Consider the following 12,686-nt stretch of genomic DNA (forward strand, 5'->3'; position numbering starts at 1 on the left):
TTTATTCTCCTACTTTTCTCATTATATGAATGTCTTCTGGGTAAATGTCCATACCTATAATTGAATCAACATCTGCATATTTTGTATTATGTAAAATCCATTTATTATTAGTTCCTAATTCTTCAAGTTCTATTTCATAGTGAACACCTTTAAAAACTACAGATTTAACCTTTCCTTTAAGCATACCTTTGTCTTCTGAAACCATCTTAATATCTTCAGGTCTTACAACTACCTCAATATTCTCGTTAGGTAAAAATCCTTTATCTACACATTCAAAATCTCTGTTAGAGAAGTTCACTTTGTAGTCTTCTAACATAATTCCGTTAAGAATATTACTTTCTCCAATAAAATCAGCTACAAATGCGTTGGCAGGTTCATTATATATATCTTCTGGGGTGCCCATTTGTTGAATCTTACCCTTATTCATTACAACTATAGTATCAGACATAGTAAGAGCTTCTTCTTGATCGTGTGTTACAAAAATAAAAGTAATACCAAGTTTCTTTTGAATATTTTTCAGTTCTAATTGCATCTCTTTTCTAAGTTTAAGGTCAAGTGCACCTAGTGGCTCATCTAGTAAAAGGACCTTTGGTTCGTTTACTAGTGCTCTAGCAATGGCTACTCTTTGTTGCTGACCGCCACTTAAAGAATGAATAGATCTTTTTTCAAAATTCTCAAGAGCTACAAGTTTAAGCATTTCTTTTACTTTAGAATCAATTGTGCTTTTTGGAAGCTTCTTTATTTTAAGACCAAAGGCTACGTTTTCATATACATTCATATGAGGAAATAGGGCGTATTTTTGGAATACAGTATTAATTTGACGTAAATATGGTGGTACATAAGAAATATCTTTATCATCAAAAAGAACTTGTCCTTCATCTGTTGTTTCAAAACCGCCAATTATTTTAAGGGTTGTAGTTTTACCACATCCGCTTGGTCCAAGCAATGTTAAGAATTCATTTCTTTTAATTGATAGATTGATGTTATCCAAAACTGTGTTATCGTGATAAGATTTTTTTATATTTTTTAATTCAATGATATTTTCACTCAAAGTAAACACCTCGCTTTTAGTATTAGAATGAAGGTGGGGTAGTGATCCAAATTACTTCAGCATCTGCCTTACCTTCATTTGATATATAATGATTAGCTTTTGGTTCAAAGTAAAAGCTTTCCCCTTTTTTAACTTTTAATTTTCTTTCTCCTAGATGTAGAAATATTGTACCAGAAAGTACATAACCAAACTCCTCTCCAGTGTGTGGTTCTTCATTTATGTATTGTCCACCAGATTCAAGTTTAACTATAATAGGCTCCATATGATTTTTTTGAGCATTTGGAACTAACCATCTTAGATTAAATTTCATTTCCTCATTATATGTTTCAAACATATCTTCTTTTGAGAAAGTGATTTTTTCATTTTCATCTTCTTTAAAAAAGTTGGTTAGATTTGTGCCAAGAGTCTCTAATATATCCATCAGTGTAGCTATAGAAGGAGAGGTTAAGTCATTTTCTACTTGAGATATAAATCCTTTAGATAGTTCACATCTATTAGCTAATTCTTCTTGAGTTAGTTGCTTTTCAATTCTTAGCCGTTTAATCTTTTCTCCTATTTGCACCGTTACATCTCCTATTTAAATTTACTGCAAAAGAAATTAACCATTATTTCAGCATATGACTTGTAATTGATTACTAGAATAAAAATTAATAACTTTTACTAAACATAAAGTTTATGATTACTAAACAAAAGATATTATATAGAGATTTTAACAATAAATCAATATTTATTATAAAAAAATGTTTTATAACCAATTAGGATTAGTGTTTTACAAAAATATACTATGTATTCGTAGGTAAATAGTCTATAATATATGGTGTATAAAGAACAATAGGTGATAGACGATGGAAAAAGTATTTAGAAGAAATGGTAAAAAAATATATATTAAATCTCCCCAATATGAAGAGGTTGTGTTTGTAAGAAGTTTATGGAGTGATACTGATTCAATGCAGGAATTTGGTGGTACGTTCTATTTAACTGATGATAAGTGGAAATTATTTTACAAGAAGATGGTATCTCCAACTGACGGAAGAAACTGCTATACATTGGTATATAATTATGATAATCAGCCTATTGGAGAGGCAAGTTTCCATGCTTATGATCCTTCTACTCAAATGGCAAAACTTAATATAAAAATAAAAAAAGAATATAGATCTGCAGAAGTTGTGGAAGAAGCTATTAAACTTATTTTAGAAGTCTACTTTTATGAATTTGGCGGAACTGTAATGATTGAAAAATGCCAAGAGGGATATTATCAGGATTCAATGATTAATTTAGGTTTCCAAGTTATAGATAAAGCGCGAGAGATTCATACGTTAAAAATAACTGAACAAGAATTTGGAAGGATAAAGAGAAGTTGCTGCATGAAGGTAGGGGTGCTTCTATTTGATGAGTTTGATATATTATCATTAGGAAATATGGTAGGATATTTTGAAAATGAAGATGGGTTAGACATTGAGTATTTATCAATAGATAAGGATTTTGTTCAGAGTAGGGGAGTTATCAATGTAAATACTAAAATATATATGGGTGAGTGTTATGATTTATTACTTATTCCAAGTAGTTTAAAAATTTTGAATTATCTATGCTCACAAGAGGAATTAAATAGTATATTGAAACTTTACAATAGTTGTAATTTAGTTATTACCTGCAGCATTAGTAACATACTTTCAGTAGAGATTTTTAAAGATAAGAGTATTAAAGTCCCTATGGAGAACAAATTGTATGCTATGATAAAGGATCCTTATTGTAATATAATCTTAGTAGAAGATAATATGGTTCAATTAGACAAACTAATAATGATAAATTCTTTTAAAACTAATAATGAAGTAATGCTGAAAATAAAGAATGATATTTTACAGTGTGTAAATAAAAAATAAGGTTGTCCTATAAAAGGACAACCTTATTTTTTTGAAAATACACTCAAAACAATATTGAGTATATCTTTAATAGTTTCAAAGTTAGATTGGAAACTTTCCTTGGCAACTATGGCATCAGCAGTAACTTCTGTTACCACTTCAGTTACACTTTTGGCATTTTCGGTAGCTTCTTTTATGTTGCCTGATATTTCAGGAGCATCATTACATACTTTTTGTATATTATCTTTATTTGAACTAATGATAATATTAATATTTTTTATAAGTGTTGAAACACGAAATAATGTGATTATAAGTAAAACAAGTGCTATAATACCTACCAAAGCGAGTATTAAATATACACAATTTAAATCAATATATAGATTCAAAATTTATCACAACTTTTTTATACTTCTGAAGTAGTTTCAGCTTCTTCAGCTACAACTTCTTCTGTAGTATTTACTTCTTCAGAGTTAGAATCTGAATTTTTCTTGTCTTTTAAGTATTGTGAAATTTTATTTTTTGCTTGAGCTATAGATTCTTTTTTGTCTTCAGCCTTAGCAACGATAGTATTTTTTGTTTCAATAGCCTTGTTACTTAATTCATCTTGGACTTTTTTTGCAGTATCTTTAATTTCAACTCTTGTTTCTTTTCCTGACTTTGGAGCAAACAATAATCCTCCAACAGTTCCTGCTACAGCACCTAAAGTTAAACCTAAAGCGGCTACCTTAGTTTTTTCTGCACGAACTTTCTTTTGCTTTTCTTTTCTCTTTTTCTCTAAAATTGAACTTAAACTCATAATTACTCTCCTTTGTACTGATTAGTATAAATACATTATAAATGCTGGAATTAATTTATACAAGTTATATGTATAAAAAAACTAAACTTAATAATTATTATCTGAGGCTAAAAAATAAGTTTATTATTTATAATAAAAAAACTTTTCTCACTTATTGTGAGAAAAGTTTTTTGGTTAAGGTGTCGTTTTGTCTTTTGGATTAGGGTCAGTTTTATTTGGATCAGTTTTACTTGGATCAGTATTATTGGGATCAGTAGTTGGTTGCGGAGAAGGATTAGTTTTAGCAGGGTTACCTTTATCAGGATTTTGTTTAGTATCGGTGGCAGGTTTAGTTTCAGCGGCAGGTTTAGTATCATCCTTCTCTGTTGGTAACATATACTTATAATCCGGTGAACTAGGATCTAACTTTTTATTAATGAAAACTCTTTCTTCAATAAGATTTGCAGGTGTATTTTCTGTAGCAAGTTTTCCATTTAACTTATTTACCTTTGCAGTTACGTGTACATCACATAATTCATTGGAACTTGAAGATGTTCCAATGAATAAATCTTCTACAACCCTGTTTCCACGAGGATCTCTTTTACAGAGATCAGTAGCAAGTTTGCCTGAATCCATACAAACTGCACCTTTAATTACACCATCAGGTTTTGGGATATCTTTGAATTGTAATCCGTCATGAGCCTTCTTCATTATCATTCCCCAAAGTGTACCAGCTACGGAACCACTACTTACATTTGAAGTTCCATAAGGATCTAGTAATTCACGAGGATTATCATATCCAACCCATATTGCTGCAGAAAGATAAGGAGTAAATCCTGAAAACCAAAGGTCACTATTATTTGAGGTAGTACCGGTTTTACCAGCAACAGGTATATCACCAAATTTAGCAGTTTTAGCGCTGTAAGTTTCAACAGGAGTCTTTAATAAATCATACATTATATAAGCAGCTTCTGTTGATACAACTCTTCTTTTAGCAGGAGCTTTTTGTAAAATGACATTGTGATTAGCATCTTCTACTGTAGTATATAAAATAGGCTCAGTGTAATTTCCAGAATTCCCAAAGGTACCAAAAGCAGCAGCCATAGTTGTGGTATTTGCACCATCTCTGTCACTTGGATCATTATTAAATTGACCTAAGGCTATGGAAGCAATACTACTTTTAGATTGAGCATTATACTTCATACCAAATTTTTGACCGTATGCTAAACCAGTATCTACTCCGATTTTTTCTTCTACTTTTATAGCTACCACGTTAAGTGATTGTCTTATGGCTTCACGAATAGTAACAGTACCTCTATATTGACGATCTTGATTCATAGGCTGAGCATCAAAATGACCAATTTTAAGTTCATCGTTAGATAAAGGTGAATCTTCAAAGGTAGTAGATGGAGTTACAACCTTCATATCTACAGCAGGACCATATACAGTAAGTGGTTTTACAGAAGAACCTGTTGGTCTGTAACCAAAATAAGCTCTATTGTTTGAAGTTCCTGGTGGTTGAGTGCCCTTTGAAGAATTACGTCCACCTACCATCGCTTTTACTTGACCAGTATGATAATCCATTATAGTTGCTGAAGCTTGAAGTGCAGGATAAATATATTTTTTATCTGCAGTTTGAATCATTTCGTTTTTATCATTACCTACAAGTAAATTATCATTGCTATCAAGAACTTCTTGAGTATAATTTTGAAGTTTTCTATCCATAGTAGAATGTATTGTTAGTCCTCCATTTACAAGCATCTTAGAAACTTCTTCATCTGTATATTTATACTTTTCTTTTAAATCTTTTTTAACCTGAGCAATTACAGGACGAGTAAACCACTCAAAGTTTAATCTGTTTGTCTTTTTAACTGGATTAAATTTTAACTGACCATTGTCTATATCCTTTATTGCTTTATCATATTCTGTTTGAGAAATTTTTTTGTTTTCTAACATTTTAGATAAAACAGTTTTTGTTCTGTTCAAATAAGGTGTAGGGTTCTTTTTTGATTTCTCTGTTAATGCATTATAATAGCTTGGAGCTTGAGTGGTACCAGCTATATACGCACATTGAATTAAATTTAATTGATTTGCTGGAATTCCAAAGTATTGATAAGCTGCAGCTTCAACTCCATAAACATTTCCCCCAAGAGGAATAGTATTAAGGTAAGCTTCTAATATTTTATTTTTATCTAGATATTTCTCTAATTGTATAGCTAAATAAATTTCCTTAACTTTTCTGTCAACTGAAATTTCATTGCTTAAAATTGTATTCTTTAATAATTGCTGAGTTAAAGTGGAGGCACCATGAAGTCCTGCTTTGCCAGTTACAAATTTCTTTGCATCAGTAAATGCAGCTCCAAGTATTCTCTTTACATCTACACCACCATGAGAATAGAATCTTTCGTCCTCAATAGATATAAATGCATTTTGTAGGTTAGAAGGTATATCTTTTAATGGAATTACATATCTTTGCTCTGTATCTATAACATCATCCATAACTTTTCCGTCTGCGTCATAAACACGAGATGGCTGATTTAATGTTAGTACTTGATTTACATCTAAAGCTGGAGCATTTTTTATAACTGCAAAAACATATCCTCCTGCTACTACGGAACCTATAATAAATAATAATAGTAAAGTAAGAAAGAAATATTTAAAAAAGCGCCTAGCTTTACTCTTCTTTTTTTTCTTTTTTGGAATAGTTTTTTTCTTTTTAACTTCTGACATATTTTCCTCCCAAAATAAAATAGTTTAAGAAAAAATAAAATATTAAATATTATTATAACATATTATATTTAGAAAACACTAATTAAAAGTGGTGAAATTATGAAACTTAAAAAAAATAATAAAAATAAGATTCTATTTATCATTATAGCCATATTAATAATTTATATATTATGGCTTGTAATTTATTCTGTAGATAGAAAGGTTAATTCCAGTGCTATGTTACTCGCAGAAGCTCAATTTAAACAAGAGGCTACTGAAATTATGCAGAATAATGTATACGAGGTATATACTCAAGGAACACAAAGTCAAGATTTTTTGAAAATTGAAAAGGATTCAGAAGGAAATATAACGCTTCTAAGAGCTGATACAGTTAGAATGACAGCTTTGGCTCAGAAGGTAGCGTTAAAATGCACAAAAGATATTGAAAATTTAGGAAAAAATGGAGTGAAGGTTCCTTGGGGTTATGTCACAAATAACAATTTACTTTCTAGATTTGGTCCTAAAATAACTGCATGCATGGAGCCTATAGGAAGAGTGCAAATAAAGTATTCTTCTGAATTTGAAGCTGCAGGGATAAATCAAACTAGACATAAGATTAAAATTACATTGTCTGCAAGAATAAAGGTGATTTTACCTACAGAAAATAGGGAGGTATTAGTAGAAAATGATATGCCTGTTTCAGAGACAATAATAGTAGGAAAGATTCCAAACACAAATTTAAGTCTAGGAAATTAGTAGGTTATTTCAATAGCTACCAGAAAGTTAATACGTGAAAAAGAAGGTATTATTCAATACCTTCTTTTTTATTAAGATTCCCAGTTAAATATGTAAGGCACATTTCTATAGTAGTCTCCGTAGTTTAAACCGTATCCTACAACAAAAACATCTTCTATGGTAAAACAACAATAATCAGGAGTTATATTAGCAACTCTTCTAGATGGCTTATCTAGTAAAACACAAGTTTTAATAGATGCAGCTCCAAGTTTTGCAATATGGTTCTTAACAAATTCCATAGTTATTCCTGTATCTACTATATCATCTACGATTAATACATCATAACCTTCTATATTGTCAGGCACATCATTTACTACAGTAACTGTTCCTGTACTTTCTTCTGAATGACCATAACTAGAAGTTGTCATGAAACCTATTTTTGTAGGAACGTCAATAGCTCTTACTAAATCTGCTGCATAAATAAAACTTCCTCTTAACAAAGAAAGAACATATAATTTTTTGCCTTTATAGTCTTCCGAAATTGTTAAGCCAAGCTTTTGTATTTGTGTTTTAATTTGTTCTTCAGTCAATAAGATGTTACGTTTTTTATCTTCCATTGTTTGCCTCCAAATTAGATTATAAATTATTTACAATATAGCTTTAATAGTATAAAATTAAACCAATGTTGTCAAGATAAGAGAAGATTGAGGTGATAATTTATGATATATGGAAATGTAGAAGGAGTTAAGAATGCATTTTTAAGTGAATTGGAACTAATATATGATATGAGGGTTCCAAAGTATTCTCTAGTAACAGAAGAAATACTAAATGTTATGATGAGATTTACAAAGATATTAGAAAAGGAAGTTAGTGTTGGTATTGATAGAAAAGGAAATATAATAAGTGTTGCTATCGGAGATAGTACTTCTGTAGAAATCCCATTAATCGATATAAAGGAACGTAAGTTATCTGGAGTTAGGATAATACATACTCATCCAAATGGAAATCCTAAGTTATCTGCTTTAGATATATCTGCGTTATTAAAATTAAAATTGGATGCTATCTTAGCAGTAGGGGTAGAAGAGGGAGTATTAACAAAAATAAATATTGGTTTCTGCAATGTTAAGGATTACACTTTGGATTTTGAAGAAATAAAGAATTTGAGTTTAGCTGAAGTTGATAAAATGGAATTCTTAGAAAAGGTAAAGGAAATCGAGAATAGTATTATCGATAACGATGTAGTTGAGGATGATAAGGAAAAAGCTATTATAGTGGGTACAGATACGTATGAAAGCATGCAAGAATTGGCTGAATTAGCTAAAGCATGTGATGTTGCTGTCCTTGAATCTGTATTCCAAAATAGACCTAAGATTGATCCTGCCTATTACATAGGAAAGGGTAAGGTAGAAGAGATAGGTCATTTGGTTCAAACAGAGAGGGCTAATGTAGTGATATTTGATGACGAACTTTCTGGATCTCAAGTGAGAAATCTTGAATCAGCTCTAGGTGTAAAAGTTATAGACAGAACAACACTAATTCTTGAGATATTTGCAACAAGGGCTAAAACTAAAGAAGCAAGACTTCAAGTGGAACTTGCACAGCTAAAATATAGATCTTCAAGACTGATAGGATTAGGTACCATTCTTTCAAGAACTGGTGGTGGTATTGGAACAAGAGGTCCAGGAGAGAAGAAACTTGAAGTAGATAGAAGAAAGATTAAAGAAACTATTTACGATTTATCTGAAGAACTTAAAAAAATGAAGAAGACTAGGGAAATTCAAAGAGAGAAGAGAAATAAGAACAGTGTACCTCAAATTGCCTTGGTTGGATACACTAATGCAGGTAAGTCTACATTAAGAAATAAGTTATGTGATGTAGCTAGTTTAAAAGATGTGACAAAGAAGGAAAAGGTTTTTGAAGCCAATATGTTATTTGCAACCTTAGATACTACAACAAGAGCTATTAATTTATTAGACAACAGATTAGCAGCTTTAACAGATACAGTAGGATTTGTCAGAAAGTTGCCACATGAATTAGTAGAAGCTTTTAAATCAACTTTGGAAGAAGTTTGTGGTGCTGATGTTTTATGTCATGTTGTAGATGGATCAAGTGAGGATGTAAGAGGACAGATAGAAGCAGTAGAAGAAGTATTAGCAGAGTTAGGTGTTAGAGATAAGCCAACAATACTAGTAATAAATAAAATGGATCTTTGCTCAGAGGAAACATTAGAAAAATTGAAGGAAGACAATTTGAATTATGAAATTGTAGAGATATCAGCAAGAGAAGAAATTAATCTTGATGTCCTACTAAATAAAGTAGCAGAATTTTTGCCAAATAGATTGACTAAAGTTCAAATGCTTATTCCATATACAGAACAAAATCAAGTGGCATACCTTCATAGGAATGCAAATGTAATTAATGAATACTATGAAGAAGAAGGAACTTTACTTGAAGTTGAAGTTGATGAGGAAGTATATAATAAATTAAGAGAATTTATAAAAGAATAATAAATTAAGGCGAAAGCATGTAGAATGCTTTCGCCTTTTTTAGCAGAATAAAAAAATGAATTTTAAAATATATATTATGTATAATTATTTTATGAGGGATTAGTGTATGGATGATGAGTCTAAAAACATAGATGATGAAAACAACATTGATGAATCATCTTTTGAGAGAGTTAATCAGAATTATATTAAAGCTAAAGCTATAATAGACCAACAGCAAGGTGAAGATAATTCAGGAAGTAGTTCAAGTTCTTCGAATATAGATAATAACACAAATGCTACAGTAAATGAGGATGTAAATGAACAAAAATTATTAGCTTATGGCAAAATAGTTGATATTATTAATAACACTAGCAATGTAAAAGATAGCTTGCAGAACTTAGCTGTAGATGAAATTGAACTTTTGTATTATGAAAGAAAAGTAAAGCCTTTAGTTGAAATGATGAATAACTTAAGTATAGCAAGTTTTAATATGGCAGCTACAGCAAATCTTTTTCAAGGGAATGCGTTACAAGATAAAAAGGACGTAAAGGCAGCGTTAGATTTAAGTGTATACATTGAAGAGCAGTTAAAGTTTACAGCAAGACTACTGGATGGAAGATTAGATTGTTTTAAAAGTAGAATGAATGGTTGTGAAAAATAAAAAATAATATATAATAATTAGTAGAATATAGTGAAATTATAGATGTAAATTAAGTTTATTTTATTGATATTGGGAGAAAAAGATGGCAAATATTATAGTTAAATATCAAGAAGCTGTAAATTCAATGGTAGAAAAACTGAAAAAAAATGAAAATGTACTAGCAGTAATGGTATTTGGAAGTATGATTACTGGGGACTTATGGGAAGAATCAGATATTGATCTTATTGTAGTAATGAAAAACCAGAGTAAGTTTGTTGAAAATATATATTCAACTATTAATGACGTTCAAATACAAATTAAATTTGTTAGTTTAAATGCAATTTATAACACAAAAAAGAATATTTTTATAATGGACAAATTAACAACTTCAAAAATTATTTTTTGTAGAGATAAGGAATTAGAAGTATATATTCAAGGTAGAAGATATAATCCTGGAGTTGCAAGCAGTAAGTCTAAGGAAAACTTAATTTATTTAGGAAAATTACTTAAAGATATCAATGTTTCTAAAAAGCACTTGCATAATAATGGAATATATGTAGCATATTCTGTGGCAGTAAGGTGTTCAGAAACATTATGTAAGCTTTTTTTGAATATAAATGGATATACTGTAAGTAAGGATAGTATAAAACTAGCAATTAGTCTAAATGATAAATTAAAGTCTTCCATAGATAAGTTATTTTTTTGTTGTGATAATAAGCATGAGGAAGCAATACAAAACTTTATGGAAGTAACTGAAAAATATATAAAAGAAACAATAAAAGATTCTACAGAATTTCTAATTGAAATTATGAAAAGAGAAAATAAGGGTTTAACATCTCAAGAATTAATGAATTTGAAAGAATTTAATGGGATAGACATAAACATGGAAAAGATTCTGAGATATGTATATAAACAAAACTTAATATACAAGTCAGAGAGAGTATATAGAGATGAAAATGGTGCAGAACTTTTAAAAGAAAATGAATACTTTGTGTAGGATTCTGGTATCAATTGATTTACATTGGGGAGATAAAGATGATTAAATTAGAGTTTAATGATTTTGAACACAAATACATTCAATTAGCTAATTATATTAAGCAATGTATTGAAAGAGGCCAAATTGAAGATGGTGAAAAGTTACCTACTATTAGAGAATTATCAGAAAGTTTAAATGTAAATAAAATAACTGTTATAAAAGCTTATAAAAAATTAGAGGAAGAAGGACATGCGATTTCTAAGATGGGCAGTGGTACTTTTGCCAAGAGAAAGGATTTTACTAGAATTTTTAAAAAACATTATAGTGAAACTTTTAAAAAGTTAGATAAGAAAGATTTAGATAAGGTAATAGATTTTACTGGAGAAACTACATCTGTAGATTTATTTCCTATAGAAGAATTTAAAAGCATAATAAATGAAGTACTTAATAGAGATGGTGCTGAGGCTTTGATTTATCAAGATCACTTAGGATATGAAAATTTAAGAGAAACAATAAAAAATAAATTTTGGGACAATAAAGTGCAACTTGATAATATTTTAATTGTTTCAGGAGCACAACAAGGAATAGATTTGATAGGTAAGACTTTGATAAATGCAAATGACTATGTAGTTGTAGAAAAACCAACTTATAGTGGAGCATTATCTGTTTTCAAAGGAAGAAGAGCTAATATTTTAGAAGTTGAAATGGAAGATGATGGAGTAAACTTAGAGTCTTTAGAAAAAATATTAAAAAGAAATAATGTTAAAGCTTTTTATACTATGAGTTATTTTCAAAATCCGTCAGGTATAACATTAAGTACCCAGAAGAAACGAAAATTGGTTCAATTAGCTGAAAAGTATGATTTTTATGTAGTTGAAGATGATTATTTGTCTGAATTAATTTATGATGAAAGTATAGAATATTCTCCCATAAAAACATTGGATAAAAAGCAGAGGATTATATATATAAAGAGTTTTTCTAAGGTGTTTTTACCAGGAATAAGGCTCGGATATATGATAGTTCCAGAAAAATTAAAAAACAGCATACAGCTAGCTAAAATAAATACAGATATATCTACGTCATCTTTAATGCAAAGGGTACTTCAATTATATATAGAGAGAGAGTATTGGGCCAAGAGCGCTGATAATTTAAAATCTGTATATAAGCAAAGATATGAGTGTATTGTTACTTCTATTAGAGAGGTTTTAGGGGACAAAGTCAGTTTCGTATTAAGTGGAGGAGCACTACATTTATTTCTAAAGATAAAAAATGATGATATGGATAGCATTAGGCTTTACAAATTACTTAAAAAGAAAAATGTGTTTATAACTCCCGGGGTAATGTTTTTCTTGAATGGTAAGGATGGTTTAAAGTACTTCAGAATAGGGTTCTCAGAAGTAGATTGTGCTAAGATTAAAGAAGGAATAAGTATTATCGGTGAATATTTGTAAAGGT

12 protein-coding genes are annotated in these 12,686 nt (G+C 29.8%); 6 read left to right on the forward strand and 6 right to left on the reverse strand.

Translation table 11 applies throughout. The annotated features are described in order from the left end of the window. Position 1: 1 nt before the first annotated feature. Positions 2-1,051, reverse strand: a complete 1,050-nt coding sequence (gene potA / locus OCU47_RS06430; protein ID WP_261827770.1) for a spermidine/putrescine ABC transporter ATP-binding protein — start codon at positions 1,049-1,051, stop codon at positions 2-4. A gap of 22 nt (positions 1,052-1,073) precedes the next feature. Beyond that, positions 1,074-1,613, reverse strand: coding sequence for a helix-turn-helix domain-containing protein (locus OCU47_RS06435; RefSeq protein ID WP_261827771.1), 540 nt, complete (start codon positions 1,611-1,613; stop codon positions 1,074-1,076). Positions 1,614-1,896: 283 nt separating this feature from the next. On the opposite strand from OCU47_RS06435, the gene OCU47_RS06440 reads away from it, so the two are divergent. Continuing rightward, a complete protein-coding gene (locus tag OCU47_RS06440) occupies positions 1,897-2,931 on the forward strand; it encodes a type 1 glutamine amidotransferase family protein (protein ID WP_261827772.1) in 1,035 nt (344 codons plus the stop codon). A 23-nt stretch (positions 2,932-2,954) separates the two neighbouring features. Here OCU47_RS06440 and OCU47_RS06445 read toward each other — a convergent pair whose 3' ends face one another. The 3 genes from OCU47_RS06445 to OCU47_RS06455 all read right to left on the reverse strand — a co-directional run bounded on the left by OCU47_RS06445 (position 2,955) and on the right by OCU47_RS06455 (position 6,415). Next, positions 2,955-3,296, reverse strand: a complete 342-nt coding sequence (locus OCU47_RS06445) for a hypothetical protein (protein ID WP_261827773.1) — start codon at positions 3,294-3,296, stop codon at positions 2,955-2,957. 17 nt (positions 3,297-3,313) lie between these two features. Continuing rightward, positions 3,314-3,706: a YtxH domain-containing protein gene (locus OCU47_RS06450; RefSeq protein ID WP_261827774.1), complete on the reverse strand. Its 393-nt coding sequence runs from the start codon at positions 3,704-3,706 to the stop codon at positions 3,314-3,316. A gap of 174 nt (positions 3,707-3,880) precedes the next feature. Further along, entirely contained in the window at positions 3,881-6,415 is a 2,535-nt protein-coding gene (locus OCU47_RS06455) for a transglycosylase domain-containing protein (protein ID WP_261827775.1), read from the reverse strand. 99 nt (positions 6,416-6,514) lie between these two features. Here OCU47_RS06455 and yunB point away from each other — a divergent pair, with 99 nt between their 5' ends. Further along, positions 6,515-7,150, forward strand: coding sequence for a sporulation protein YunB (gene yunB, locus OCU47_RS06460; protein WP_261827776.1), 636 nt, complete (start codon positions 6,515-6,517; stop codon positions 7,148-7,150). A gap of 71 nt (positions 7,151-7,221) precedes the next feature. On the opposite strand, the gene hpt is transcribed toward yunB, so the two are convergent. Continuing rightward, entirely contained in the window at positions 7,222-7,746 is a 525-nt protein-coding gene (hpt, locus tag OCU47_RS06465) for a hypoxanthine phosphoribosyltransferase (RefSeq protein ID WP_261827777.1), read from the reverse strand. Between the two features lie 102 nt (positions 7,747-7,848). Here hpt and hflX point away from each other — a divergent pair, with 102 nt between their 5' ends. The 4 genes from hflX (at position 7,849) to pdxR (ending at position 12,682) form a co-directional block, all read left to right on the forward strand. After that, a complete protein-coding gene (gene hflX / locus OCU47_RS06470; protein WP_261827778.1) occupies positions 7,849-9,636 on the forward strand; it encodes a GTPase HflX in 1,788 nt (595 codons plus the stop codon). Between the two features lie 106 nt (positions 9,637-9,742). Further along, complete coding sequence (locus OCU47_RS06475; RefSeq protein WP_261827779.1) at positions 9,743-10,276, forward strand: hypothetical protein; 534 nt, start codon at positions 9,743-9,745, stop codon at positions 10,274-10,276. Positions 10,277-10,358: 82 nt separating this feature from the next. Beyond that, entirely contained in the window at positions 10,359-11,252 is an 894-nt protein-coding gene (locus tag OCU47_RS06480) for a nucleotidyltransferase domain-containing protein (protein ID WP_261827780.1), read from the forward strand. A gap of 38 nt (positions 11,253-11,290) precedes the next feature. Next, positions 11,291-12,682 (forward strand): MocR-like pyridoxine biosynthesis transcription factor PdxR, encoded by a 1,392-nt coding sequence (gene pdxR, locus OCU47_RS06485; RefSeq protein WP_261827781.1) that lies wholly within the window; start codon positions 11,291-11,293, stop codon positions 12,680-12,682. The last annotated feature ends 4 nt before the right edge of the window (positions 12,683-12,686 follow it).

The sequence above is a fragment of the Clostridium sp. TW13 genome (genome assembly GCF_024345225.1).
Classification (GTDB): Bacteria; Bacillota; Clostridia; order Clostridiales; family Clostridiaceae; genus Inconstantimicrobium; species Inconstantimicrobium mannanitabidum.

What these genes read in the sequence shown, in the direction of transcription:
- OCU47_RS06450 (WP_261827774.1), bottom strand. Translation starts at nt 3,706, where the DNA reads ATGAGTTTAAGTTCAATTTTAGAGAAAAAGAGAAAAGAAAAGCAAAAG.
- yunB (WP_261827776.1), top strand. Translation starts at nt 6,515, where the DNA reads ATGAAACTTAAAAAAAATAATAAAAATAAGATTCTATTTATCATTATA.
- OCU47_RS06455 (WP_261827775.1), bottom strand. Translation starts at nt 6,415, where the DNA reads ATGTCAGAAGTTAAAAAGAAAAAAACTATTCCAAAAAAGAAAAAAAAG.
- hflX (WP_261827778.1), top strand. Translation starts at nt 7,849, where the DNA reads ATGATATATGGAAATGTAGAAGGAGTTAAGAATGCATTTTTAAGTGAA.
- hpt (WP_261827777.1), bottom strand. Translation starts at nt 7,746, where the DNA reads ATGGAAGATAAAAAACGTAACATCTTATTGACTGAAGAACAAATTAAA.
- OCU47_RS06475 (WP_261827779.1), top strand. Translation starts at nt 9,743, where the DNA reads ATGGATGATGAGTCTAAAAACATAGATGATGAAAACAACATTGATGAA.
- OCU47_RS06480 (WP_261827780.1), top strand. Translation starts at nt 10,359, where the DNA reads ATGGCAAATATTATAGTTAAATATCAAGAAGCTGTAAATTCAATGGTA.
- OCU47_RS06440 (WP_261827772.1), top strand. Translation starts at nt 1,897, where the DNA reads ATGGAAAAAGTATTTAGAAGAAATGGTAAAAAAATATATATTAAATCT.
- pdxR (WP_261827781.1), top strand. Translation starts at nt 11,291, where the DNA reads ATGATTAAATTAGAGTTTAATGATTTTGAACACAAATACATTCAATTA.